This is a genomic window from Streptomyces sp. NPDC001714 (genome assembly GCF_042892755.1).
Classification (GTDB): domain Bacteria; phylum Actinomycetota; class Actinomycetes; order Streptomycetales; family Streptomycetaceae; genus Streptomyces.
On sequence record NZ_JBIAUL010000020.1, the window covers coordinates 152036 to 178026 of the forward strand.

Annotated in this window: 16 protein-coding genes; 6 read left to right on the forward strand and 10 right to left on the reverse strand. The window is 71.0% G+C overall.

All coding sequences use genetic code 11. The annotated features are described in order from the left end of the window. Window positions 1-209 precede the first annotated feature (209 nt). On the forward strand, window positions 210-2243 hold the full coding sequence (locus ACFY0P_RS40410) for a PA14 domain-containing protein (protein WP_388925296.1): 2034 nt from the start codon (window positions 210-212) through the stop codon (window positions 2241-2243). Between the two features lie 7 nt (window positions 2244-2250). Next, window positions 2251-4227, forward strand: a complete 1977-nt coding sequence (locus tag ACFY0P_RS40415; RefSeq protein WP_388925299.1) for a PA14 domain-containing protein — start codon at window positions 2251-2253, stop codon at window positions 4225-4227. Between the two features lie 52 nt (window positions 4228-4279). On the opposite strand, the gene ACFY0P_RS40420 is transcribed toward ACFY0P_RS40415, so the two are convergent. The 5 genes from ACFY0P_RS40420 to ACFY0P_RS40440 all read right to left on the reverse strand — a co-directional run bounded on the left by ACFY0P_RS40420 (window position 4280) and on the right by ACFY0P_RS40440 (window position 9543). Beyond that, complete coding sequence (locus ACFY0P_RS40420) at window positions 4280-4726, reverse strand: heat shock protein transcriptional repressor HspR (RefSeq protein WP_089100113.1); 447 nt, start codon at window positions 4724-4726, stop codon at window positions 4280-4282. Window positions 4727-4731: 5 nt separating this feature from the next. Next, window positions 4732-5907: a molecular chaperone DnaJ gene (dnaJ, locus tag ACFY0P_RS40425; RefSeq protein WP_388925302.1), complete on the reverse strand. Its 1176-nt coding sequence runs from the start codon at window positions 5905-5907 to the stop codon at window positions 4732-4734. 36 nt (window positions 5908-5943) lie between these two features. Continuing rightward, entirely contained in the window at window positions 5944-6600 is a 657-nt protein-coding gene (gene grpE / locus ACFY0P_RS40430) for a nucleotide exchange factor GrpE (protein WP_388925305.1), read from the reverse strand. Next, entirely contained in the window at window positions 6597-8429 is a 1833-nt protein-coding gene (dnaK, locus tag ACFY0P_RS40435) for a molecular chaperone DnaK (protein ID WP_388925308.1), read from the reverse strand. Before dnaK ends, grpE begins: the two co-directional genes overlap by 4 nt. 94 nt (window positions 8430-8523) lie before the next feature. After that, the gene (locus ACFY0P_RS40440) at window positions 8524-9543 is read right to left on the reverse strand and encodes an MraY family glycosyltransferase (protein ID WP_388925311.1); all 1020 of its coding nucleotides are present in this window, start codon (window positions 9541-9543) and stop codon (window positions 8524-8526) included. Between the two features lie 228 nt (window positions 9544-9771). Between ACFY0P_RS40440 and ACFY0P_RS40445 the strand changes: the two genes are divergently transcribed. Both ACFY0P_RS40445 and ACFY0P_RS40450 read left to right on the forward strand, forming a co-directional pair. Next, window positions 9772-12054: a heterodisulfide reductase-related iron-sulfur binding cluster gene (locus ACFY0P_RS40445; RefSeq protein WP_388925314.1), complete on the forward strand. Its 2283-nt coding sequence runs from the start codon at window positions 9772-9774 to the stop codon at window positions 12052-12054. A 169-nt stretch (window positions 12055-12223) separates the two neighbouring features. Further along, window positions 12224-13528 carry a hypothetical protein gene (locus ACFY0P_RS40450; protein ID WP_388925317.1) on the forward strand — a complete coding sequence of 435 codons (1305 nt, stop codon included), beginning with the start codon at window positions 12224-12226 and terminating at the stop codon, window positions 13526-13528. Between the two features lie 19 nt (window positions 13529-13547). Here the strand turns inward: ACFY0P_RS40450 and ACFY0P_RS40455 are convergent, their stop codons facing one another. From ACFY0P_RS40455 to ACFY0P_RS40465, 3 genes are all read right to left on the reverse strand, one after another. Next, window positions 13548-14684 carry a sugar ABC transporter substrate-binding protein gene (locus tag ACFY0P_RS40455; protein ID WP_388925320.1) on the reverse strand — a complete coding sequence of 379 codons (1137 nt, stop codon included), beginning with the start codon at window positions 14682-14684 and terminating at the stop codon, window positions 13548-13550. 602 nt (window positions 14685-15286) lie between these two features. Further along, window positions 15287-17761: a SpoIIE family protein phosphatase gene (locus ACFY0P_RS40460; RefSeq protein WP_388925323.1), complete on the reverse strand. Its 2475-nt coding sequence runs from the start codon at window positions 17759-17761 to the stop codon at window positions 15287-15289. A gap of 232 nt (window positions 17762-17993) precedes the next feature. After that, window positions 17994-19340 (reverse strand): S8 family serine peptidase, encoded by a 1347-nt coding sequence (locus ACFY0P_RS40465; RefSeq protein ID WP_388925326.1) that lies wholly within the window; start codon window positions 19338-19340, stop codon window positions 17994-17996. Between the two features lie 274 nt (window positions 19341-19614). Between ACFY0P_RS40465 and ACFY0P_RS40470 the strand changes: the two genes are divergently transcribed. Both ACFY0P_RS40470 and ACFY0P_RS40475 read left to right on the forward strand, forming a co-directional pair. Further along, window positions 19615-20937 carry a phosphatase PAP2 family protein gene (locus ACFY0P_RS40470; RefSeq protein ID WP_388925329.1) on the forward strand — a complete coding sequence of 441 codons (1323 nt, stop codon included), beginning with the start codon at window positions 19615-19617 and terminating at the stop codon, window positions 20935-20937. A gap of 244 nt (window positions 20938-21181) precedes the next feature. Beyond that, on the forward strand, window positions 21182-22792 hold the full coding sequence (locus ACFY0P_RS40475; protein ID WP_388925332.1) for an IS200/IS605 family accessory protein TnpB-related protein: 1611 nt from the start codon (window positions 21182-21184) through the stop codon (window positions 22790-22792). Here ACFY0P_RS40475 and ACFY0P_RS40480 read toward each other — a convergent pair. Together ACFY0P_RS40480 and ACFY0P_RS40485 are read right to left on the reverse strand one after the other, a co-directional pair. Continuing rightward, window positions 22789-23130, reverse strand: a complete 342-nt coding sequence (locus ACFY0P_RS40480) for a cupin domain-containing protein (RefSeq protein WP_388925419.1) — start codon at window positions 23128-23130, stop codon at window positions 22789-22791. The genes ACFY0P_RS40475 and ACFY0P_RS40480 overlap by 4 nt on opposite strands. Before the next feature lie 112 nt (window positions 23131-23242). Further along, window positions 23243-25909 carry a SpoIIE family protein phosphatase gene (locus ACFY0P_RS40485; protein WP_388925335.1) on the reverse strand — a complete coding sequence of 889 codons (2667 nt, stop codon included), beginning with the start codon at window positions 25907-25909 and terminating at the stop codon, window positions 23243-23245. Between the last annotated feature and the right edge of the window lie 82 nt (window positions 25910-25991).

A 25991-nucleotide genomic window follows, 5' to 3' on the forward strand; every position in this document is an offset into this window, starting at 1 on the left:
GCGTCAAGCGGAACTACTTAACGAGTGCGCAACACCACGCTCCGCTGCATCTGTGAAGGAGGAGCGGAACCCCCTCCAAACACTCTTTACGGACCCTCCACTCAAGGGCAGTTCAGGAGAAGGCAAAGATCCGTACAACCAACGCGTCTGCTCACGAGTCGACATCGGGAACGACCGTCCCTGTCGTTCCGATGCGAGCAGAGGATCGAATGACTCCAGCCAGAGGCACGGCGGCCGTCGCCGTCGTGCTCGCCACCGCCGGCACCCTGCTCGGCGGCGCCGTCGTGACCGCGTCGGCGGCCACGACATGCAACTCGCCGGTCTTCAAGCGGCAGATGTTCGCGAACACCACGTTCAAGGGCACCCCGAAGAAGACCGACTGCGACTCCTCGGTCAGCGAGAGCTGGAGCGGCGCTCCGGCCTCCGGCCTCCCGAAGGACGACTTCGGGGTGCGCTGGACCGTGACCCGCGACTTCGGCTCCGGCGGCCCCTTCACCCTCGCCGCCTCCGGCCTCGACGGAATCCGGGTCTACGTGGACGGCGTCCGCCGGATCGACCTGTGGAAGAACACCACCAAGACGGTCACCAAGACCGTCAACGTCACCGTCCCCAAGGGCAAACACACCCTCCGCGTCGACTACGTCAACTGGACCGGCGCCGCCAAGGTCAAGTTCACGTACACCCCGAGGACTTCGGCCACCGTCGACAAGGTCAAGCCGCTCGCGCCGACCGGGGTCTCCGCCGTCTACCAGCCCGACGGGGAGGGGACGAACACCCTGGTCACCTGGGCGGCCAACAAGGAGATGGACCTCGCCGGTTACCGGCTCTACCGGCGGCTGAAGGGCTCCGGCAGCTGGACCGAGGTGGCCTCGGCCGCGGCCGCCGCCCGCCAGGCCTCGGACGAGACGCCGCCGACCGGGCAGTCGTATTACTACGAGGTACGCGCCTACGACAAGGCGGGCAACTCGTCGGCGGGCTCCGAGGACCAGCTGGTCGTGTCGCAGGACATGACCGCGCCCGCCGCCCCGGTCCTCGCCGCCACCGCCGTGGAGGCCTCCAACAACCTCTCCTGGACGGCCCCCGTGGACGCGGTGAGCTATCGGGTCTTCCGCAAGGAGGCCTCGGACACCGCGTACACGAAGCTCGCCGACACCACGGCCACCGGCTACACGGACACCTCGGCGGCCTACGGCCACGCGTACGACTACAAGGTCAGCGCCCTCGACGCGGCGAAGAACGCCCGCTCCTCCAACGTCGTGCGCAGCACCCGGACCATCCTGCCGCCGCAGAACGTGACGGCGACCGTGCCGAGCTACGGCGCGGTGTTCACCTGGACCGAGGCGGCGGGCGGCGACACCGCCGACTACGACGTCTACCGGTCGACGACCACCCCGGTGGAACTCAGCTACGACAACCTCACCGACTGCCGCAGCCGCAAGAAGAGCACCGACGCGGCCGGCAACACGGTCCGCTCCTGCGTCGACTACGACGGCGACCAGGGCACCGCGTACCACTACGTGATGATCCGGCAGAACACCGCCGGCCGCTGGTCCACCGGCTCCGCCGACATGACCGTCACCCGGCCCGGCGACGAGGTCCCGCCGCCGCCCGTGACCCACCTGACGGCCGAGCCCCTGGAGTACGGCGTCAAGCTGGACTGGGACGACAGCACGGCGGCGGACATCGACCACTACGAGGTGTACGAGGACCCGGAGCACTACGAGCCCTCGTACCTCGAGTCCGTCCCCGCCGGCAGCTCCGAGTACGTCGTCGGCCCCGAGGTGGCGAACGGCGAGACGAAGACCTACATCGTCGTCCCGGTCGACATCTACGGGAACTCCGGTTCGTACGAGGACAGTCGGGACATCCCGAAATGGGGCGGGCCCTACTCCGCGGTCACCGTCACCGAGCAGAACCTCACCCCGGCGGTGGTCCCCGAGGACACCGCGGACTGCTCGCTGACCACCTACACCACCCTCGGCGACGAGGGCGGCATGTACATCGACTGTGCGGACTCGGTGGCCACGGAGGCCGCCGGCATCAACGTGTACCGCTGGGACCCCGCGACGAGCACCTACGTCCGGGTGACGGACGTGCCGCTGGCCCCTACCGCCACCCACTACACCGACCCCACCGTGCCCCACGGCACCACCGTCTTCTACGTGCTCTCGGTCGTCGCTCCCGACGGCTCGGAGACCTTCAGCAACGTGGACGCCTGCGCGTCCCTGCCGAACGGAGCCTGAGCCCTCGATGAAGACCACCCTGCAGGCGACGGCCGTGGTACTCGCCACCACGGCCGGCGTCCTCACCACCGTCGCCGCCCCCACCGCCTCGGCCGCGACGACCTGCGCCTCCCCCGTCTTCAAGCGGCAGATGTTCGCGAACACCACCTTCAAGGGCACCCCGAAGAAGACCGACTGCGACTCCTCGGTCAGCGAGAGCTGGAGCGGCGCTCCGGCCTCCGGCCTCCCGAAGGACGACTTCGGGGTGCGCTGGACCGTGACCCGCGACTTCGGCTCCGGCGGCCCCTTCACCCTCGCCGCCTCCGGCCTCGACGGAATCCGGGTCTACCTCGACGGCAGCCGCAAGGTCGACCTGTGGAAGAACACCACCAAGACGGTGAGCAAGACCGTCAACGTGACCGTCCCGTCCGGCAGGCACACCCTCCGCGTCGACTACGTCAACTGGACCGGCGCCGCCAAGGTCAAGTTCACGTACACCCCGAGGACTTCGGCCACCGTCGACAAGGTCAAGCCGCTCACCCCGCTGGATCCCCTGGTGTCCTACGACAGCGACGCCAACACGACGAAGCTGGGCTGGACGAAGAACCGGGAGATGGACCTCGCCGGCTACCGGGTCTACCGGCGCCTGCGGGGCAGCACCGGCTGGACGAAGGTGGGGACGACGACGGCGACGTCCCTGACCGACACCCCGCCCGCGACCGGCGCCCTCTACTACTACGAGATCCGCGCCTACGACAAGGCCGGCAACGAGTCGACCGGTACCGCCGACACCCTGGTCACCAGCACCGTGCTGCAGGCGCCCGCCCGGTTCACCGCCTCCGCCACCGACACGGGCGCCGAACTGAGCTGGTCGGGTGTGCACGCCGCGGTGAAGTACCGGGTGGAGCGGACCGACTTCTACGGCGTCGTCACCAAGTCCTGGGACCTCGGCTACACGGTGAGCCTCACCGACGACAAGCTCACCCGGGGCGAGACCGTCAAGTACCGGGTCGCGGCCGTGGACGGCTCGGGCCACGTGTCGCCGTTCACCGACCTCCAGTCGGTGACCCGCCCGCTGGCCGCACCCCGCGAGCTCACGGCGACCGCGGGCACCGGCAGCGCGACCCTCCAGTGGACGATGAGGGCCGAGGACGCCCCGTACGGCGAGTTCCGCGTCTACCGCTCGACCACGCTGCCCGTGGACACCTCGACGGCGCAGTGGGTCACCTGCACGACCAGCTTCACCACCCTCTCCGACGGGTCCCGCCGGTACAGCTGCGGCGACTTCTCGGCCGAGGAGGGCACGACGTACCACTACGCGGTGGCGAACGTGCAGTGGCCGCAGGTGTCCCCGCTCTCCGACACCGTGACCGTCACCACGCTGGAGTCGGACAAGCCGCCCGCCCAGGTGACCGGCCTGACCGCGACGGCCACGGAGTACGGCGTCGAGCTGGACTGGGACGACAACACCGAGGCCGACCTGCTGCGGTACGTGGTCTACCGGGGCACGGTCATCGGTGAGGAGGGCGACCAACAGGTCTGCTCCGGCGGCGAGTGGGCCTATCTGCGGGCGGGCACCTCCCACTACCGGGACGTGCGGCTGCCCGACGGCGACCACGCCTGCTACTGGGTGGACGCGGTCGACACCGCGGGAAACTCCAACTACCAGTGGACCAGGCAGGCGTACGCGGTCGCCGTCGACGAGCTGGACCTGACCCCGTCGGTGGCCACACCCGAGGACTCGCCGGTGACCCTGACGGCGGACACCCCCGACTCCGGCGGTATCCACCTCACCTGGAACGCGGTCGACTCGGCGACCGGCTACCAGGTCTACCGCTGGAACCCGGCGACGCAGACGTACGAGAAGCTGGCGGCCACGGCCGACCGCTCGTACGACGACGCCACGGCCGCCCGCGGCACCACCCACTACTACTGGGTGACCGCGCTGTACGCCGACGGCACGGAGTCGGCGCCCGGCGCTGACTGGGCGATCCTGGAGCCGTAGACACGAGAAGGGCCCCGGCGTGCTGCCGGGGCCCTTCTTCGCACAACTGCCGCTAGTCCTTGGCCTTCTTCGGCCGCCACACCACCAGCGCGCTGGTCTGCTGCACCTCCTGGTACGGCACCAGGTCACGGCGGTACGACGCGTGGACCGCCGCTTCCCGCTGCTGCATCGCGGCCGCCGCACCGTCGACGGCCGCCTGGAGTTCGGCGACCCGCTGCTGGAGCGCTATGACCTGGTTCTCCAGTTCGATGATGCGCTTGATACCGGCCAGGTTGATGCCCTCGTCCTGCGACAGCGCCTGCACCTGGCGGAGCAGTTCGATGTCGCGGGCCGAGTAGCGGCGGCCCCGCCCGGCCGTGCGGTCGGGGGAGACCAGACCGAGGCGGTCGTACTGGCGCAGCGTCTGCGGGTGCAGTCCGGAGAGCTGGGCCGCCACCGAGATGACGTAGACCGGGGTCTCCTCGGTCAGTTCATACGGGTTACGTCGACGGCCGTCCATCTCTGTCATGCTCCCTTCGCGGCCTCGAACAGCTCGGCCCGCGGGTCCTCGCCCGCGGTCGCCTCGCGATACGCCTCCAGTGCGTCACGAGCATTCCCCGACAGGTCCTTCGGGACACTCACCTCGACGGTGACCAGGAGGTCGCCGCGGGTGCCGTCCTTGCGGACCGCGCCCTTGCCACGGGCGCGCATGGTGCGGCCGTTGGGCGTGCCCGGGGGCAGCTTCAGGGTGACCGGCGGTCCGCCCAGGGTGGGCACCCTGACCTCACCGCCGAGCGCCGCCTCGGTGAAGGTCACCGGGACGGTCACCGTGAGGTTGTCGTCCTTGCGGCCGAACACCGGGTGGGTGTCCACGTGCACCATGACGTACAGGTCGCCCGCGGGGCCGCCGCGTTCGCCCGGTGCGCCCTTGCCGCGCAGCCGGATGCGCTGGCCGTCGGTCACCCCGGCGGGGATGCGCACCTGCATGGTCCGCGACGACTTGGCACGGCCGCTGCCCTTGCAGTCGGGGCAGGGGTTCTCCGCGATCAGGCCGCGGCCCTTGCAGTCCGGGCAGGGGTCGGTCAGCGAGAAGCCGCCGCCCGAGCCGCGGGCCACCTGGCCGGTGCCGACGCAGGTCGGGCACACGCGGGGCGTGCCGTTCGCGTCGCCGGTGCCGGAACAGGCCTTGCAGGGGGCCTGCGAGGACATCCGCAGCGGGACCGTGGCGCCCTCGATGGCCTCCGTGAAACTCAGCGTGACCTCGGACTCGATGTCCTGGCCGCGCCGCGGCTGGGTACGGCCGGCCGTGCCGCCGCCCCGGTTGAACAGGCCCCCCAGGACGTCACTGAAGCCGCCGCCGCCGAAGCCGCCGCCCCCGCCCTGGGCGCCGCCCCCGAAGAGGTCGCCCAGGTCGAAGTTGAAGTTGCCGCCGCCCGCGCCCGGCCCCGGGCGGAAGCCGCCGTTGCCGAAGAGGGCGCGGGCCTCGTCGTACTCCTTGCGCTTCTTGGGGTCGCCGAGTATGTCGTTCGCCTCGGAGATCTCCTTGAAGCGCTCCTCGGCCTTGGCGTTGCCCTTGTTGGCGTCCGGGTGGAACTCGCGGGCGAGCTTCCGGTACGCCTTCTTGATCTCGGCCTCGGTGGCGTCCTTGGGGACGCCGAGGACCTTGTAGTAGTCCTTCTCGATGAAGTCCTTGGTGCTCATCCCCGACGCCCCTCCTTCCACGTGTTACCTACGACGTCAGCCCTCCTCAGGGCCGTTGTCCTTCTCGTCCCCGGCCGCCGGGGCCTCGTCGGCCCCCTCGGCCTTCACCGCCGTCGCTCCCGGCTGCGGTTCGGCGACCGCCACCCGCGCGGGGCGGATGGTGCGCTCGCCGATGCGATACCCGGGCTGCAGGATGGCCACGCACGTCGTCTCGGTGACGTCCGGCGCGTAGCTGTGCATCAGCGCCTCGTGGATCGTCGGGTCGAAGGGCTCGCCCTCCTTGCCGAACTGCTGCAGGCCCATCTTCGCCGCGACCGTCTCAAGGGATTCGGCCACCGACTTGAAACCGCCGACCAGCTCGCCGTGTTCCCGGGCGCGGCCGATGTCGTCGAGCACCGGCAGGAGTTCGGTCAGGAGGTTCGCGATGGCGATCTCCCGGACCGTGATCCGGTCGCGCTCCACTCGGCGACGGTAGTTCTGGTACTCGGCCTGGAGGCGCTGGAGGTCCGTCGTGCGCTCACCGAGCGCGGTGCGTACCTGGTCCAGCTGTGCGGTCAGACCGGCCAGCTGTGCGCTTGAGTCCCCGGCCGGGGCCGCCCCCTGTGCGGGAGCGGCCTTCGGCTCGGCGTCGTCGGGGGTGGCGCCGGAGGGGACGTCGGGCTTCTCCTCGAAGCCCGGGGTCTCCTCCGTCACGCGGCACCGTCCTTGCGCTCGTCGTCGACGATCTCGGCGTCCACCACGTCGTCGGCGGCGTCACCGGCGGGCGCGCCGCCGGCGGCCTGCGAGGCCTGGGCGTCGGCGTACATGGCCTGGCCCAGCTTCTGGGAGACGGCCGCGACCTTCTCGGTGGCGGTGCGGATCTCGGCGGTGTCCTCGCCCTTGAGCTTCTCCTTGAGCTCCTCGACCGCGGCCTCGACCTCGGTCTTGATCTCGCCCGGGACCTTGTCCTCGTTGTCCTTGAGGAACTTCTCGGTCTGGTAGACGAGCTGCTCGCCCTGGTTGCGGGTCTCGGCGGCCTCGCGGCGGCGGTGGTCCTCCTCCGCGTACTGCTCGGCCTCCTGGCGCATCCGGTCGACCTCGTCCTTCGGCAGCGAGGAGCCGCCGGTGACGGTCATCTTCTGCTCCTTGCCCGTGCCCAGGTCCTTCGCGGTCACGTGCATGATGCCGTTGGCGTCGATGTCGAAGGAGACCTCGATCTGCGGGACACCGCGCGGGGCCGGCGGCAGACCGGTCAGCTCGAACATGCCGAGCTTCTTGTTGTACGCCGCGATCTCGCGCTCGCCCTGGTAGACCTGGATCTGGACGGAGGGCTGGTTGTCCTCGGCGGTGGTGAAGATCTCGGACCGCTTGGTCGGGATCGTCGTGTTCCGCTCGATGAGCTTGGTCATGATGCCGCCCTTGGTCTCGATACCGAGGGACAGCGGGGTCACGTCGAGGAGCAGGACGTCCTTGACCTCACCCTTGAGCACACCGGCCTGGAGCGAGGCGCCGATGGCGACGACCTCGTCCGGGTTCACACCCTTGTTGGCCTCCTTGCCGCCGGTCAGCTCCTTGACGAGCTCGGCGACGGCGGGCATACGGGTGGAGCCGCCGACGAGGACGACGTGGTCGATCTCGCCGAGCTGGATGCCGGCGTCCTTGATGACGTTGTGGAACGGCGTCTTGCAGCGCTCCAGAAGGTCCGCGGTCAGCTGCTGGAACTGGGCGCGGGTGAGCTTCTCGTCGAGGTGCAGGGGGCCCTCGGCGGAGGCGGTGATGTAGGGCAGGTTGATCGAGGTCTCCGTGGAGGACGACAGCTCGATCTTCGCCTTCTCGGCGGCCTCGCGCAGACGCTGCAGGGCCATCTTGTCCTTGCCGAGGTCCACGCCGTGGCCGGCCGCGAACTGCTTGACCAGGTAGTCGACGACGCGCTGGTCCCAGTCGTCACCACCGAGGTGGTTGTCGCCGTTGGTGGCCTTCACCTCGACGACGCCGTCGCCGATCTCCAGGAGGGACACGTCGAAGGTGCCGCCACCGAGGTCGAAGACGAGGATCGTCTGGTCGTCCTTGTCGAGGCCGTACGCCAGCGCCGCCGCGGTGGGCTCGTTCACGATGCGCAGGACGTTCAGACCGGCGATCTCGCCGGCCTCCTTCGTCGCCTGACGCTCGGAGTCGTTGAAGTAGGCCGGGACGGTGATGACCGCGTCGGTCACCTTCTCGCCCAGGTAGGCCTCGGCGTCCCGCTTGAGCTTCTGCAGGATGAACGCGGAGATCTGCTGGGGGTTGAAGTCCTTCCCGTCCAGCTGGATCTTCCAGTCGGTGCCCATGTGACGCTTCACGGACCGGATGGTCCGGTCGACGTTGGTGACCGCCTGACGCTTGGCGACCTCGCCGACGAGAACCTCGCCGTTCTTCGCGAAGGCGACGACGGACGGCGTGGTCCGGGCACCCTCGGCGTTGGTGATGACGGTGGGCTCGCCGCCTTCAAGAACGCTGACGACGGAGTTAGTCGTGCCCAGGTCGATGCCGACCGCACGTGCCATGGTGATTTCCTCCAGCTGACTTGAGTGGAACGGACTCAAGTGTGCATGAAGCCGCGCCCGGGGTCAACAGACCTGAGTGGAGCAGACTCAAGTCTTATCCGTTCCTTACACGCAAGTGCCCGCTGACCTGCGTCGATACGGCGTTCCGGGGTCCGTACACCGGAACCCGAAGGAGTAGCAGCACGATGCTGAAGGTGACGCAGGCGACGCAGGTGGCGCCGGTCCGGCCGACCCAGCCGCCGTGCACGAGGACCGCGACGAGCACCCCGGCGAAGGACGCGACACCGAGGACGACGGTTGCCCGCTGCGAGGTGAGCCCGAGGCGCCGCAGCCGGTGCGCGAGATGGTCGGGCCCGCGCCGCAGCACCGGGCGCCCGGCGAGGAGCCGGGACAGCACGACGAGCAGGACGTCGCCGCTCGCCACGGCGGTGAGCGCGAAGAGCACGCCCGCGCTGGCCGCGGGGTCGTAGCCGGACCGGGTGACCAGCGCGGCCGCGGCCAGCACGAAGCCGGTGAACAGCGAGCCGGTGGCACCGAGGGCGATCCGCGCGGGAGGCCAGTTGTGCATCAGGAACCCGGTGAGCGCGGCCGCGAGCACGCTCAGCAGCGCCGCGAGCCCGTCCATCACCTCGGCGGCGGCACAGGCCCCGACCCCGAAGGCGGTCACCACCCCGACCGTCCCGGCCAGCCCGTCCGCGTGGTCGAGCCCCTTGAAGGCGACGGCGACGAAGGCGATCCAGCCCGCGCCGAGCACCCCGCCGACGATCCCGAACTCGCCGTACGGCACCACGCACGCGGCCGCCACCGCCGTACCGAACAGCAGGAACCGCGTCTTCAGCCGCCACACGTCGGCGACCACCCCGAGCAGCGCCACGGCTCCCCCGGCGGCCACCAGCTCCCCGACGCCGGTACCGAGCGGGGCGACACCGGTCCAGTCGCCGGCGAACGCGACCAGACAGGTGGCTCCGACCACGGCGAGGCCGCCCAGCGCGGGCACCCGCCGGGCCCGCCGCCTGTCGACGAGCCCGAGCCGCAGGGCACACGGCCGGATCAGCGCGGCGAGGAAGGCGGCGAGCAGGAAGGCGGTGGTGGCGGCGGCGATCCCGTAGAGCACGGGTCCAAATTAGACCTAAATGTAACAATTATGTACGAATAACACGATCGGGTTGGGGCGTACCGCCCAGGCAGACCTCAGCGATCCAGATCACCCCGCACCTGGCTACAGTGCGAGTAAAGATGCGGGTAGTCTCGAACCGACTGGATAAGTTACCGCTTAGTAATTTCGGGCACCCTCTGTACAGAGACCCGAAGAGACCACCCCTCGCAGGCCCGAGGAGCCCCCATGCAACTCGCCGCGATCATCGTGTCGCTGGTTCTGATCGTGGTTGGCGTGGCGTTGTTCGCCCGCGCCGTCCTGCAGATCTACAACTTCCTGCGGCTCGGCCAGAACGTGCCCGCCGGCACCCGTACCGACGAGCCCGTCCAGCGGACCGTCACGGTGGTCAGGGAGTTCCTCGGCCACACCCGGATGAACCGCTGGGGCATCGTGGGCGTGGCGCACTGGTTCGTCGCGGTCGGCTTCTTCTCCCTCCTCCTGACGATCGTCAACGCCATCGGCCAGCTCTTCCAGGCCGACTGGATCCTGCCGGTCATCGGCGACTGGGCGCCGTACAACGTCTTCGTCGAGTTCATCGGCACCATGACGGTCCTCGGCATCCTCGTGCTGATCGCGATCCGCCAGCTGAGCAAGCCGAACCGGCCGGGCCGCAAGTCCCGGTTCGCCGGCTCCAACTTCGGCCAGGCCTACTTCGTCGAGACGGTCATCCTGATCGTCGGCGTCTGCATCTTCACGCTGCACGCGCTGGAGGGCGCCCAGCACCACGTGGACTCCTACGAGGCGTCGTTCTTCATCTCGTACCCGGTGGTGTCCTGGTTCCGGGGCATGGACGTCTCCACGCTCCAGAACCTCACCTACTTCTTCGCCGGCCTGAAGATCGCGACCTCCTTCATCTGGATGATCGTGGTCGCCCTCAAGACCGACATGGGCGTCGCCTGGCACCGCTTCCTCGCCTTCCCGAACATCTGGTTCAAGCGGAACGCGACGGGTGAGACCTCGCTGGGCGCGCTGCTCCCGATGACCTCGGGCGGCAAGCCGATCGACTTCACCGACCCGGGCGAGGACGACGTCTTCGGCGTCTCGCAGGTGGAGCAGTTCTCCTGGAAGGGCCTCCTCGACTTCTCGACCTGCACCGAGTGCGGTCGCTGCCAGTCGCAGTGCCCGGCCTGGAACACCGGCAAGCCGCTCTCCCCGAAGCTGCTGATCATGTCGCTGCGCGACAACGCGCACGCCAAGGCGCCGTACCTGCTGGCCGGCGGCGGCAAGACCGCCGAGGGCGAGGAGAAGGCGTCCGAGGAGCAGCTGAAGGGCGTCCCCGCCGCCGCCCTCGCCGAGGCCGAGCGGCCGCTGATCGGCACCGCCGAGGAGAACGGCGTCATCGACCCGGACGTGCTGTGGTCCTGCACCACCTGTGGCGCCTGTGTCGAGCAGTGCCCCGTCGACATCGAGCACGTCGACCACATCGTCGACATGCGCCGCTACCAGGTCATGATCGAGTCCGCGTTCCCGTCCGAGGCGGGCACGATGCTCAAGAACCTGGAGAAGAAGGGCAACCCCTGGGGCCTGGCGAAGAAGCAGCGCCTGGAGTGGCTCAAGGAGGTCGACTTCGAGGTCCCGGTCGTCGGCAAGGACATCGAGGACCTCACCGAGGTCGAGTACCTGTACTGGGTCGGCTGCGCCGGCTCCCTCGAAGACCGCGCCAAGAAGACCACCAAGGCCTTCGCGGAGCTCCTGCACATCGCGGGCGTCAAGTTCGCGATCATGGGCGGCGACGAGAAGTGCACCGGCGACTCCGCCCGCCGCCTCGGCAACGAGCCCCTGTTCCAGGAGCTCGGCATGGAGAACGTGGCCGCGCTGAACATGGCGTTCGGCGAGTCCCTCAACGAGGAGGGAGAGGTGGACGAGAGCACCAAGAAGCCCAAGTCGGCCAAGAAGATCGTCGCCACCTGCCCGCACTGCCTCAACACCATCGGCAACGAGTACCCGCAGCTCGGCGGCGACTACGAGGTCATCCACCACACCCAGCTGCTCCAGCACCTGGTCGACGAGGGCAAGCTGGTCCCGGTCACCCCGGTCGAGGGCATCATCACCTACCACGACCCCTGCTACCTGGGCCGCCACAACAAGATCTACACGCCCCCGCGCGAGATCATCGCCAGCGTCCCGGGCCTGCGGAACGAGGAGATGCACCGCCACAAGGAGCGCGGCTTCTGCTGCGGCGCCGGCGGCGCGCGGATGTGGATGGAGGAGCGGATCGGCAAGCGCATCAACAACGAGCGCGTCGACGAGGCGCTGTCGGTGAACCCCGACATCGTCTCCACCGCCTGCCCGTTCTGCCTCGTGATGCTCACCGACTCGGTCAACGGCAAGAAGAACGACGGCAAGGCCAAGGAGTCCATCACCGTCGTCGACGTGGCCCAGCTGCTCCTCGACTCGGTGAAGACCCCGGTGGACCCGGCGGGCGCCGCGGAGCAGGAGAGCGAGCCGGAGCCGGAGCCGGTGAAGTAGCCCCTTCGGACGCGGAACGCCCCCCGAGCCCCCTGTGGTTCGGGGGGCGTTCTGGTTTCCCCAGGGGGCCGGTCGGCCGTCTCCGTACCCCGGACGGCCCCCTCCTGCTCGCGCGCGGGCGCCAGGGCGGTTCGGCTGGCAGGAGGGCCGGATCGAGCGGGAGGTACGGGTGGCGGAGGACAGCGCGCACGCGGACGGCGCAGCGGACCGGTCCGACGACGTCCAAGAGCTGCGGGCCCGGGTCGCGGCCCTGGAGAACGCACGGGCCCGGCCGCCCCGGCACCGCGTCAGATCCTTCCTCGCCGTCGTCCTGGTCGTCGTCGGCTGCCTGCTCGCCCCCCTCGCCGTGGTCGCCTCGTGGGCGGCCGACCAGGTGGGCGACACCGACCGCTACGTCAGCACGGTCGCCCCGCTCGCCTCGGACCCCGACGTGCAGAACGCCGTGGCCAACCGGGCCACCGACGCGCTCATGAGCCGCCTCGACCTGCCCGCCCTGCTCGCCGACGTGGCCCCCGCGGACCGGCCCCGCCTGCAGCAGGCGCTGGGCGGCAGACTCGGTGACGCGCTCGAAGGGGCCGTACGCAGCTTCGTCCACGACAAGGCCCGCCAGGTCGCCGCGTCCGACGCGTTCCGGACCGTCTGGATCGACGCGAACCGCAAGATCCACAGCAGCCTCGACAAGGCCCTCACCGGCAGCGGCGGCGGCGCGGTGCAGCTCAACGACGACAACGTCACCCTCGACATCGGCCCCGTCGTGGACCAGGTCAAACAGCGCCTCGTCGACGCCGGGCTGACCCCCGCCGAGCACATCCCCGCCGTGCACACCGACTTCACCCTCGCCAGGTCCGACCAGGTCGGCAAGGTCAAGACCTATGTACGGCTGCTGCAACTCGCCGGGAACTGGCTGCCCGTGCTGGCCGTACTGCTGGTCGCCGCCGGGGTACTGCTCGCGGTCCGGCGACGCCGGGCCCTGGTCGCGGGCTGCCTCGGGGTCGCCGTCACCACCGGGCTGCTCGGCATCGGGCTGCGCGTGTTCCGCGTGTTCTACCTGGACCGGTTGCCCGCGGGGGTCTCCCCGGGCGCGGCGGCCGACGTCTACGACGCGCTGACCCACTTCCTGCGGACCGGCGTGCGCATGGTGGTGGCCCTGGCCGTCGTCGTCGCCCTGGCCGCCTGGCTCTCCGGCCCCGGCCGGTACGCCGGGCTGGTCCGGGGCCTGTGGACGTCCGGGATCGGAGCGGTACGCGGCACCGCCGACCGCGCCGGCCTGCGCACCGGGCCGGTCGGCCCCTTCACGCGCCGGTACCGCGCCTTGATCACCTGGGTCCTGGTCGCCGTGGCGGTGCTGGTCTACCTGCTGTGGCCGTACCCCACCGGCTGGGTGGTGGTCGGCATCGCCCTGTGCCTGCTGTTCGTGCTGGCCGTGGTGGAGTTCCTGGCCGGGGAAGAGCCCCCGGCCCGGTCACCCGCCTGACGGCAGACGTGCTCGGCCGCTACTTCAGGCCGATCGCCGCACACGCCGACCGGTACTTCGAGGTGCAGATCTGGGCGACGGTGTAGACGCCGTCCGCGATCACCGTGTCCTGGATGTTGTCCTTCGTGAGGGCGACCACCGGCACGAGCGTCGCGGGGATGTCCTTCTCGGTCGGGCTGTCGACCTTGTCCTGGGCCAGCGCGTCGTACTGGATGTCACGGCCCTGCACCTTGTACACCGCCATCTGCGCGGCGTCGGTGGCCTCGTCAAGGAACGACTTGTACACGGTCATGTACTGCTCGCCCGAGACGACCCGCTGCACCGCATCCAGGTTCGCGTCCTGCCCGGTGACCGGCGGGATCGTGGTGGCGCCCGCCTTCTTCAGGGCGTCGATGACGGCGCCGGCCATGCCGTCGTTGGCCGAGTAGACGGCGGCGATGTTCTTCAGGCCGACGGCCCGGATCGCCTTCTTCATGTTCGCCTCGGCGACCGCGGGCGACCACTTGCCGGTGTCGTACTGCTCGGCGATGCGGACCTTGTTCTGCAGTTCGCCGAGGGCGCCCTCCTTGAAGCTCGCCGTGTTCGGGTCCGCGGGGTCGCCGTTCATCATGACGACCTCGCTGGTCGCCGCCCTGCTGCCGAGCGCCCCGAGGATGGCGCGGCCCTGGACCTCGCCGACGAGTTCGTTGTCGTGCGAGACGTACGCGTCGATCGGGCCCTGCGCGAGCCGGTCGTAGGCGATGACGGGGATGCCGGCGGCCTTCGCCTTCCGGACGTCCGGTGCGATGGCCTTGGCGTCCACCGCGTCGACCAGGACGACGTCGACCTTCCGGTCCACCATCTGCCGGAACTGCCTGCTCTGGGTGGCCACGCTCGCCTCGGCGTTGGCGTAGTCGACCTTGCCCTTGCCGTGGGTGAGGGAGGCGACCTCCTTCTCGATGATGGGGTGGTCGAAGTTCTCGAACCGTGCCGTGTCCTTGTCGGGCAGGAGCAGCCCGACCGTGATGTCGTCGCCCTTCTTCGCGGACGCGGAGTCGTCGCTCCCGCCGATGCCGTCGACGACGCCGCACGCGGTGAGCGTGAGGGCGGACGCGGAGGCGGCCAGGACTGTCGCGATGCGGGGCAGAGGGGTCCCGCGGAGGGTAGGAACGCTCACATCAGGCGCCTTCCGGGTGGGGGGAGCGTCATGCGCAACCGATGGTGTGAAGGAAGCAAACGCGTACCGGCCGGGTACGTCAAGACGTAAGGACAACGCGGCAGTTGGGGCGCGGCACGCACGTCGGCCGGAGGCGCCCGAGCGGGAGATGGTTATCCCAGGTCAGGCCGGTGGAGCGGGAGTTCGCCGGGGCCGCGGGGCCGGAGATCACGAAGGCGGCGGAGCCGGGGCGGGCAACGGGCCGCCGACGTCGGGGACTTCACCGAGCCTTCGCAGTCGCTACCCCGTCTTCACAGTCCTCCCTCGGCGGAACAAGATCTTAAAGCGCTTTGAGAACTGCTACCGCGAAGATCGGCAGGCCTCGGCGCACGCTCGCCATGGGGCGGTCCATGGGCGGGCTCGTGAACGCACGGCCGGCACGGGGCGGCGCCGGCCGCGTCGACGGCGCGCTCGGCCGGTGCGGCCCGGTCGCGGGCGCGACCGGCCCGGATGCCCGTGTCCCCTACCGGGCGGCCGAGTCGACGGTCGGACGCGACGGGCGCGGTTGGGACGGGGCCGCCCCCGCCCCGGCGGCAGCCCCGTCCGCTCCGCCTCCGCCGCCGTCACGTGACCGGGCCGGTGAGTCCGATCTCGGCCCAGATGGTCTTGCCGCCGGCCTGGTGGCGGGTGCCCCAGCGGCGGGCGAACTGGGCGACGAGCAGCAGGCCGCGGCCGCCCTCGTCGTAGGTGCGGGCCCGGCGCAGGTGCGGGGCGGTGCCGCTGCCGTCGGAGACCTCGCAGATCAGCGCGGCGCCCCGGATCAGCCGCAGCTGGACGGGCGGTTGCCCGTAGCGGATCGCGTTCGTGACGAGTTCGCTGACCACCAGCTCGGCCGTGAACGCCACGTCCGGCAGGTGCCAGTCCTCCAGCCGGGCCAGCACCTGGGCCCGGGCGTCGGCCACCCGGGCCGGATCGGAGGGCAGGTCCCAGGCGGCGACCTGGTCGGCGTCGAGCGCCCGGGTGCGGGCGACGAGCAGGGCGACGTCGTCCTCGGGCCGCGCGGGCAGCAGCGTCCGGAGCAGTTCGTCGCACAGTTCCTCCAGCGGCCGGGGGGCGTTCCGGTCGAGGGCCCGGCGCAGCCGCGCCAGACCGCCGGCCAGGTCGTGCCCGGTGTCCTGAACCAGGCCGTCGGTGTACAGCGCGAGGAGGCTGCCCGGGGGCAGTACCCGCTCGGCGGTCTCGAAGGGCAGCCCGCCCACGCCCAGCGGCGGCCCGGGCGGCACGTCGAGGAAGTCCGCCGGGCCGTCCGGACCGACGACGGCGGGTGGCGGGTGGCCCGCGCTGGCGGCCGTGCACCGGCGGGAGACCGGGTCGTAGACCACGTACAGGCAGGTGGCGATGAGGTCGGTGCAGGGCTCGACGTCGGGTTCGTGCTCCGCGGTGCTCTCCTCCTCGGCCGCGAGGAGGGTGACCAGGTCGTCGAGGTGGGTGAGCAGTTCGTCGGCGGGCAGGTCGACGTCGGCCAGGGTGCGCACGGCGGTCCGCAGCCGTCCCATGGTGGCCGAGGCCCGCAGTCCGTGGCCCACCACGTCTCCCGCCACCAGGGCGACCCTGGCGCCCGAGAGCGGGATCACGTCGAACCAGTCGCCGCCCGGCCCCGCCCGGGTGCGCGCCGGAAGGTAGCGGTGGGCCGCCTCTACGGCGTCCTGAGCCGAGAGCCGGTGGGGCAGGAGGCTGCGCTGCAGGGCCAGGGCGGTGCCGCGTTCGAGGGTGTACCGGCGGGCGTTGTCCACGGCCACGGCGGTACGCGCGGCGATCTCCTCGGCCAGCAGCAGGTCGTCGCGGGTGAAGGGTTCCTCGCGCCGGTGCCGGACGAGGACCGCCACGCCGAGGGTGATGCCGCGGGCGCGCAGCGGAGTGACCATGACCGAGTGGATCCCGAACCTGCGGACCACACCCGACCGTTCGGGATCGACGAGCTCCCAGTTCCGGATCGCCTCGTCCCCGGTGCTGTGCAGCGAGGACCTGCCGGTGGCCAGGGCGCGGACCGGGGGTGCGGACGCGGGATAGTCGTCCACGTCCCCCGGCTCGATCAGCGCCTCGGGCACACCCCGCAGCACGGACTGCTGGGCCGCCCGCCGCAGCGGGACCCGGCCCGTCCCGGACGGTCTTGGCTCCACGCCCCGGTACAGGGAGTCGAGCAGGTCGACGGTGACGAAGTCGGCGAGCCGTCCCACCGTGACGTCGGCCATCTCCTGCGCGGTGCGCATCACGTCCAGGGTGCTGCCCACCCTGGCGCTGACGTCGTTGAGCAGCGCGAGCCGCTCCCTGGCCAGGTACTGCTCGCTGACGTCCAGCGCGGAGACCTCCACGTGCCGCACCCGCCCCGCCGGTGTGACGAGCGGCGAGACGGTGATGGACCAGACGCGCTCGGGACCGTCCGGCCGGACCCGGCCGCGGAGGCGGAACTCCTCGGGTTCGCCCGTCGCGAGCACCCGGACCATGCCGTCCTCGACCCGGTGGCACAGGTGCGGCGGCAGGATGTCGGTGATGCGCCGGCCGCGCATCCGCTCCTCGCGCAGACCGAGTTCGCGCACGGCACCGGCGCTCGCCTTCACGGCCCGCAGCGCGGAGTCGTACACCATCACGGCCAGCCTGCACTGGCCGAACGCCTCGTCCCCGGTCACCACGTCCGGCTCCGGCGGCTCCGGCGGCTCCGGTGACTCCGGTGACTCCGGTGACTCCGGCGGCTCCGGCGGCGTCACCACGAGGAGCCGCTGCGTGCGGCCCTCGCGGTCGACCGACGGATAGGCCCGCACCCGCAGCGGCACGGGCCGGCCGTTCCGGTGCCGGAACAGGGCCGTCGTCGCGGTCCCGCCCGGGGCCGCGAGGGCGTCCCCGCCGCCGTCCGAAGCGATCAGGCGGCCGACCGGGCTGCCGAGGGCCTCCTGACAGGGGTAGCCGAGCAGCCGCTCGGCGCCCGCGCTCCACCCCGCCACGACCCCCCGGTCGTCGACGACCGCCGTGGCCTGATCCGCCGGGTCCGCCGGGTCGGGCGGTACGGCGCCGCTCCCGCCGCCCGGGGTGGCATCACGCATGCCGGTCACCGCCTGTTCTGCCGGCCCCGTCCGCCGTGGCCCCGGGCAACCGCCGAGGAGGCCATGGGACCCGGAGCCGACCGGTCTCACCGCGTCGCCCTCACACCTCTTCTCCATCGTCCTTCGCCCACCCCGACACGTCACCTCCGCCGCGCGGCGGACGGGCGGGCGCGGGCGACGGGAACGGCCCGGGTGCGGGACCCGGGCCGTCGTCCGTGCGGTGCGAGCAGGGTCAGGGCTTCTGCTTGGCGAGGGCCGGGACGAAGCGCAGGGCGTCCACGGTGCCGACGCCGGTGGCGAGGTCGTAGCCGTTGACCGCCTTGTAGCCGGTCACGCCCTGGTAGCTGTTGTTCGTGCCGTCGTTGACGTCGACGACGCCGGTGATCCTGGAGCGGTAGGAGGAGAGGTCGTACAGCCGCTTCTGGATGTTGCCCAGCCGGTGGCCGGCGGCCTGGTCGGCGAGGGCGACGATGCCCGCGAAGAGCGGGGTGGCCTCGCTGGTGCCGCCGCTGACGTCCCAGCCGGTGGCGGTCGGGTCGAAGCTGGAGTAGATCCAGGCGCCGCCGTTGACCGCGGCGGACATCGAGATGTCCGGGGTGCCGCGGCGGGTGCCGACCACCTTCTTCACGCCGTTCTGGAAGGACGGGCGGGTGAACACGTGGGACTGACCGCCGCCGCCGGAACCGTAGTCGTTGTAGACGCTGTCCGGCTTGACGCGCTTGCCCTTGTCATCGAGGTGGAGCTGGGTGCCGCCGACGGAGGTGACCAACGGGTCGGAGGATGGCCAGGAGTTGACGCGCTTCTTGTAGTACGTCTTGCCGTCCGCCTGGAGGTCGGTGGCGCCGCCGTCGCCGGAGGCGGCGAGCACGGTGACGTGCTTGCGGTTGGCGTCCTGGAAGGCGTACCGCAGCTTCTTGATGCTGGAGAAGTCGCCCTTGGCGAAGCCGGGGAAGGTGTTCTCGGTGGCGCCGAAGCTCTGGCTGATGACGTCGCCGACGCCGTGGTCGATCATGTACTTCTCGGCGTCCATCATCTCCGGCAGACCGGTGGTGCCCTCGGTCTCGGAGACGGCCGTCTCGACGACGACGATCTTCGCGGCGGGCGCCACCGCGTGCGCCATCTCGACGTCCAGGGTGGTCTCGCCGGCCCAGCCGGTCATGTCCGAGTTCTTGGGGTCGAAGGCGGGCACGTGCCCCCACTTGACGACCTTCACCTTGGTGCTGGGCAGCCCGAACTGCCTGCTGTAGACGTCGAGGTCGTGCTGCACGGTCGGCGAGCCGTACGAGTCGACGATGACGATGGTGCGGCCCTTGCCCGTGACGCCCTTGCGGTAGAGGGCGTTCAGGTCGTACGCGGTGCGGTACTGGAGCGGGGTGTAGCAGTTGATCTGCCACTTGGCCTGGCACTGCGCGTCGGAGAGCGGGCTGCTCACGCTGTGCACCAGGGTGTGCCCGACGACGGCCGGCACCGCGAGGGTGTGCGGTGCGGCGACGGGCGCGGCGGCCGTGAGCGCGGTGGCCGCGAGGGCGGCGACGGACGTGGCAGCCGCGACGCCCCGCCCGGTACGGGCTATCTGCATGGATCCCCCTGTGGTTCGGAGTCTCACGAAGTGATCTCGAGTGGTCTTCGCGCATCCCACCGGAGAGGTCATGCACAGATCAAGTGCGTTGAACCGACGATGCCGAACCCTTTACCCTGCGTTATCCCGCCATTAGCCTTCCAGCCGTCGAGAACAGAGCTGGAACCCCGGTAGCGGTCTTTCCGTCTTCCCTCGTCGAACAGGATCCCAACTGTCCCTCAACCTCTAACAAATCGGCCGGACCTTGAGACACACATCACCGAGACTCTGGGCCGTGGCTGCTGCCACGGCCTTCGCGTTCCTCGTCGCCCTGGAGGTCGCCGCACGTCACTACGGTCTGCCGGGACCGCTCACCAACCAGGCCCGTGAGGCGATATGCGCCCCCAAGTCCGGCTTCCTGCTGTACGCGGGGCTGGCGTTGACGATGGTGGTGCTCACCTGGCGGCAGCGGTTCGTCGCCCTCGGCGCCGCGATCGCCATCGACCTCGCCTTCGCGGCGGTCCGGTGGGCGACCGGTGCCGAGGTGACCCACGGCCAGCCGTTCGGCAACGGCGCCCTGTGGGTGCTGCTCGGCTGTGCGGTCGTCGCCGTGACCCGCCGCACCGGCCAGGAGCGCGTCCTGCTGCTGAAGGGCGTCGGCCTCGGCCTGCTGCTGGTGACCGGCCGCAAGACCGGCGACACCTGGCTGCTCATCACCTCGAAGACCCGCCCGACGGTGCTCGACCAGTACGTGGCCACCGCCGACCACGCCCTGGGCAACCCGTCGTGGCTGGTGGGCCGGCTCGTCACGGCCACCGGCCCGGTCGGCTTCAACGTCCTCGACGTCGTCTACGGCCAGCTCGCCGTGGCCGCGGTCGCCGTCGCGCTGTACCAGCTGCGCCACGTGGCGGCCGACCGCCGCTTCCCGCGCCACCATCTGGTCCGCACCTTCCTGGTGATAGGCCTGCTCGGGCCGGCCGTCTACATGCTCTTCCCGGTGGTCGGACCGGTCTTCGCCTACGGCACCGGCGCCGACCACTGGGCATCGGTCAGCCTCTGGCCGGAGCGTCCGCCGCACGGCGGGCACTGGCCGGTGCCCGACCTGTGGCCGCGAACGGTGCCGCGGGTCACCGCCCCGCACCCCGTGTCGTACGACGGCTTCACCCCGCGGAACTGCATGCCCAGCCTGCACACGGCGTGGGCCACCGCGATCTTCGTGCACTCCCGCAGGGGCCCCCGGGCGCTGCGCTGGGCGGGCACGTTCTGGCTGGTCGCCACGGTCACCGCGACGCTGGGCTTCGGCTACCACTACGGCGCGGACCTCCTCGCCGGCGCGGTGTTCGCGCTCACGGTCGAGGCGGCCCTGCGCACGTTCGACCGCGGCTGGGACCGCTCGGGCGTCCGGCTGGTCGCCCACGGTACGGCGGTCTTCGCCGCACTCCTGGCGTCCTACCGCTGGTTGCCGCTGCAGATGGCCACCCACCCCTGGGTGTCCGGCCCGCTGCTCGTACTGGCGACGGCCTCGGTGGTCCACGCCTACGTGCGGACCGCCAACCGCTGGGAACCGCGGACCGAGCCGACGGCACGACGAGGGGCCCCGCAACCCGAACTCGTCTGAAGCGGCCTGCTGCCACGAGGCCATGTCGGACGCCCCGGCCGCCTGCAACGCGCGAGCCGGGTATGCCGTCGTCGACCATTGTCTGGGGTCCACGCTCAGGGTTTCCGGGCGCTGGCAGGTCCACTCCGGGGGAACGAGAGTTCTTGCATCGAATACGTGACCTTCACCGGTAGTGGTCGTTGGACGGGGTGACGGATTTCGGCGACACAGGGTCGGGGGGCGGGCGGAGGGTGAGCTGCGAGAGGTGGCGACACCGTTCGTGGTGCCCGGTCCTGCGGGCGTTACGGTCCGTACCCGGCTCAAGGGCCTGACCGGCGAGGACGAGAAGGTGCTGTGCCTGGTCGGGGACCATCTCGGGTCGCTCGCCTCCCGTGATCTGAAGACCAGGTGCGCGGCCGGGCCGGACCACGACAGCAAACAGTGGGGACAGCGCAAACGTGCCCTCACTGAGGAGTCCTCCTCGCGCTGGGCCGGTTCGATCACGAAGGCCACCCACGACCAGTGGGCGCTCGCCCGGCGCAGTCAGCTCGCGCACATCCAGAACCTCCACGCTGGGGTGCGCACGATCGTGCACCGACTGTCCCTGCCTCTGTGCGAGAAAGGTGACAAGCACGCTCCGGGCGGCTACCGCTCGCGCAAGGAGTGGCACGCCAAGTCCCGCCGTCTGCGCGTCCTCGAAGACCGACTGGAGGCGACGAGGGCGGAGTGGCAGGCCGGGGTCGTGCACGTGGTGCGCGGCGGGAAGCGGTTGCTGACCACACGGCACCACCTCAAGGCAGCGAAGCTCACTGAAGAAGAGTGGCGTCGACGGTGGCAGACCGGGCGTCGGTTCCTCCAGGCCGATGGCGAGTCCGGCAAGCGGTATGGCAATGAGACCATCCGCGTCGCCCCTGACGGCGAAGTCTCGATCAAGCTGCCCTCGCCGCTGGCACACCTGGCGAACGCACCGCGCGGCCGGTACGTCCTCACCGCCCGCGTGTCATTCGCACACCGGGGCGAGCAGTGGGCCGACCGCGCTACTGCCCATAGGGCCGTTGCCTACGGCATCCACGAAGACATCGCACGCGACCGCTGGTACCTGACCGCCTCCTGGACCCTCCCACCCGTCCGGACGGTGCCGCTGGATGCAGCCCGCGCGAACGGTCTGGTCGGCGTCGACACCAACGCCGACCACCTCGCCGCCTGGCGCCTGGATGCACACGGCAACCCTGTCGGCCAGCCGCTCCGGTTCGGCTACGACCTCACCGGGACCTCCCAGCACCGCGACGCCCAAATCCGGCACGCACTGATCCGACTGCTGCACTGGACCAAAAGCAACGAGCTCGCCATCGCTGTCGAGGACCTCGACTTCACCGCCGAGACCACCCGGGAGAAACACGGCCGCAAGAAGCGATTCCGCAAGCTGATCTCCGGTATGCCCGTAGCTCGGCTGCGGGCCCGGCTGGTGTGCATGGCGGCCGAACTTGGCATCCCCGTCATCGCCGTCGACCCCGCCTACACCAGCAGGTGGGGAGCCCAGCACTGGCAGAAACCCCTCACCACCATTACTCGTAAGACCACTCGCCACGACGCAGCCGCCGTGGCGATCGGAAGACGCGCCCTGGGACACCCGATCCGGCGACGGACGGCACCGCCCCGCACCCACCAGAGCGATGGGTGCGGGCATCGGACCGTCCAGGCCCGACCGGAAATCCCAGAGTGCGAGGGAAACCGCCCCCACGCCCCCGGACCACGGACACGATCCGTGTTGCCCGGACGCGGAGCGAACGCGGTCGACCAGAACGCCCAACACCGTGCGGGGCGTTCGGCTGAGCATGAATCCTGGCAACAGGACTCACTCCCGCTCAGTCTCTAGGAACGGTAGGTGATCACCAGCATGGTGACGCCGTCCGGGGCGGTCCAGGGGCCGTGCGGCATGCCGGGCGGGCGGCAGGCGTACATGCCGGCGGTGAAGGTCCGGTCCAGCGTCAGGTCGTGCAGGGCTCCCTCGACGAGGTAGACCTCCTCCCAGAAGTCGTGGCGGGTCACCCCGTCCGCCGAGGTGTCCGTGCCCGGGGCCCAGCGGACCAGCGCGGTACGGGACCCGTCCCCTGGGTCCTCGGCCAGGACGCGCTCCTGGACCCCCGGACCGGCGCCGGCCGGGGTCCGCCACGGTCCGTCGGGGACATGGAACTCCAGCTCGGGCTTGCTCACCGCGGCGCCTCCGGTCTCGATCGCGGGCATCGACGTCCGGGCATCCTTCTGCTGCGCGGACCGGGTGCGCAACCCCGGCGCGGGACCGGTCCGCCGACGGCGCCGTGCCGGTTCACGGCCCCGTGCCGAACCACTGCTCGGTCCAGATGACCTTTCCGTCGGGCGTGTAGCGCGTCCCCCAGCGGTCGGCGAACTGGGCCACCAGGAAGAGTCCGCGGCCGCCCTCGTCCAGGGTGGCGGCCCGGCGCAGGTGCGGGGAGACGCTGCTGCCGTCGGAGACCTCGCAGATGAGGCAGCGGTCGTGGATCAGGCGCACCCCGACCGGGCCCGTCGCGTACCGGATGGCGTTGGTGACCAGCTCGCTCAGGATCAGCTCCAGGGTGAACGCCTCCTCCTTCAGGCCCCAGTCCCGCAGCAGCTCGGTGGCCGCGGCCCGGACCCCGGCGACGGCCGAGGGATCGGACGGCACGGTCCAGTACGCGGTGTGCTTGTCGTCCAGCGCCCGGGTGCGGGCGACGAGCAGGGCCACGTCGTCCCGGGACGCCCCGGGCAGCATGGCGTCCATGGCCGCCTGGCACATCTGGTCCGACGTGCGCCCGGCCACCGCCAGGGCGCGGCGCAGACGCTCGATGCCCTCGTCGATGTCCTCGCGCCGGTCCTCGATCAGGCCGTCGGTGTAGAGCACGATGCCGCTGCCCTCGGGCAGCAGCACCTCGCCCGTCTCGTACGGCATCCCGCCCAGCCCCAGCGGCGGCCCCGCCGGTACGCCGGGCAGGTGGGCGTCGCCGTCCGGGAGCACGATGACGGGCTCCAGGTGGCCCGCCCGGGCCATGGTGCACACCCGGGAGACGGGGTCGTAGATCGCGTACAGGCAGGTGGCGCCCGTGAGGGTGCGGGTGCCCTGCTCGCCGTCCCGGTCCTGGTCGATGCGGGTGACCAACTCGTCCAGGTGCCAGAGGAGTTCGTCCGGCGGCAGGTCGAGCGTCGAGAAGTTGTTGACGGCGGTGCGCAGTTGCCCCATGGTGGCGGCGGCGTGCACTCCGTGGCCCACGACGTCGCCCACCACGATGGCGACGCGCGCTCCGGGCAGCGGTATCACGTCGAACCAGTCGCCTCCGACACCGCCGAGCCCCGCCCCCGCCGGCAGGTAGCGGTACGCCACGTCGACCGCGTTCTGCTCCGGCAGGGCGTGCGGCAGCAGGCTGCGCTGCAGCGTGACCGCCATGGTGCGCTCCCGGGTGAAGCGGCGCGCGTTGTCGATGCTGGTGGCCGCGCGGGCGACCAGCTCCTCCGCGAGCGTGAGGTCCTCCGCGGTGAAGGGGGTCGGCTCCTTGGAACGCCAGAAGGTCGCGACGCCGAGGATCACGCCGCGGGCCCGCAGCGGAGCGGCGATCATGGAGTGGATGCCGTAGGCCACCAGTTGACGTGCCCGGTCGGGGTCCTGGGCCTGCCAGCCGGAGAAGGCCGCCATGTCGGACTCCAGCACCATCCGCCCGGAACCGAAGCCCTCGCCCTGCGGGGTGAAGGGTTCGAAGTGGATGAGCGCGCCGGGCAGACAGAGCGGCACGCCCTGCCGGATGCCGTGCAGGGCGACCCGGCGCAGCCGGCCCGTGTCCACCTCGTCCGGTTCCTCGCCGCTCAGCACGGTGTCGGCCAGGTCGACGGTGACGTAGTCGGCGAACCCGGGCACGGCGAACTCCGCCAGTTCCTCGGCGGTGCGCGTCACGTCGAGGGTGGTGCCGATGCGCAGTCCGGCGTCGTAGAGCAGCGTGAGCCGTTCCTGGACCACCTCGATCCGGCCCGTCAGCGCGGTGAGTTCGGTGGTGTCGCGCAGGGTGGCGACCGAGCCGCCCGGTCCGGTCGGCCCGTCCATGGGCCGCTGGCTGACGGCCAGCAACCGGTCGCCGACCTCGATCACCTCGTCCGTGGCCGCCCTGCCGGACGCGAGGAGCTCCTCGGCCCTGGGGGCGATCCCCAGGCCGGTGACGGGCCGGCCCTCCACGTCGGCCGCGAGTCCCAGCAGGCGCCGCGCCTCGTCGTTGGCCAGGAGGAGCCGGCGCTGCCGGTCGACGATCAGGACGCCCTCGCGCACCGAGTGCAGGACGGCGTCCTGATGCTCGTACATGCGCGTGATCTGCACCGGCCCCAGACCGCGGGTCTGGCGGCGCAGGCGCCTGCCGACGAGTGCCGTGCCCGCGGTGGCTGCCGTCAGTGCCAGCGCCGTGCCCGTGAGCACGAGCGGCACCTGCCGGGCGGCGGCCAGGCTCACCTGGTGGAGGGTGATGCCCGCGGAGACCAGCCCGACGACCTTGCCGTCGGCGGTGGTCACGGGGACGACGGTCCGGACGGAGGGGCCCAGCGTCCCGGTCGTCGTCTCGGTGACGGTGCCGCCGCGCTGCGCCGCCCCGATGCCGCCGATGTAGCGGCGGCCGATCTCGGCGGGGTTCGGATGGGTGTACCGGATGCCCTCGGGGCTCATCACGACGACGAAGTCCACATGGGCGCGCCGGCGGGTCTCCTCGGCCAACTGCTGGAGCACGGCGGTCGGATGGGTGCCGGTCAGCGCCTGGCGCACGGTGGGATCCGCGGCGACCGAGGCGGCCACGGCCTGGGTGTGGTTCCGGGCCTCCCGATCTGCGTCGGTCCGTGCCTGCAGGAGAAGAGCGGCGACCGCCGTCGCCACGAAAACCAGGACGACGCCGACCTGCAGAAGGAACATCTGACCGGCAACGCTGCGTATCCCGTACCAGGACCGCACCTGCCGGAGCATGTGGTGCATACGGCTCATATAACACCAAACCCATCCGGCTCCATCACCCCTGAGCCGCATCCGCTCGCAGCACCGACGCGCTGCGCGCCCG

Bases quoted from the DNA above. Each gene is read 5' to 3' on its own strand.
- ACFY0P_RS40445 (WP_388925314.1), top strand. From the start codon at position 9,772: ATGCAACTCGCCGCGATCATCGTGTCGCTGGTTCTGATCGTGGTTGGC.
- ACFY0P_RS40420 (WP_089100113.1), bottom strand. From the start codon at position 4,726: ATGGACGGCCGTCGACGTAACCCGTATGAACTGACCGAGGAGACCCCG.
- dnaK (WP_388925308.1), bottom strand. From the start codon at position 8,429: ATGGCACGTGCGGTCGGCATCGACCTGGGCACGACTAACTCCGTCGTC.
- dnaJ (WP_388925302.1), bottom strand. From the start codon at position 5,907: ATGAGCACCAAGGACTTCATCGAGAAGGACTACTACAAGGTCCTCGGC.
- ACFY0P_RS40460 (WP_388925323.1), bottom strand. From the start codon at position 17,761: ATGCGTGATGCCACCCCGGGCGGCGGGAGCGGCGCCGTACCGCCCGAC.
- ACFY0P_RS40485 (WP_388925335.1), bottom strand. From the start codon at position 25,909: ATGCACCACATGCTCCGGCAGGTGCGGTCCTGGTACGGGATACGCAGC.
- ACFY0P_RS40415 (WP_388925299.1), top strand. From the start codon at position 2,251: ATGAAGACCACCCTGCAGGCGACGGCCGTGGTACTCGCCACCACGGCC.
- ACFY0P_RS40465 (WP_388925326.1), bottom strand. From the start codon at position 19,340: ATGCAGATAGCCCGTACCGGGCGGGGCGTCGCGGCTGCCACGTCCGTC.
- ACFY0P_RS40410 (WP_388925296.1), top strand. From the start codon at position 210: ATGACTCCAGCCAGAGGCACGGCGGCCGTCGCCGTCGTGCTCGCCACC.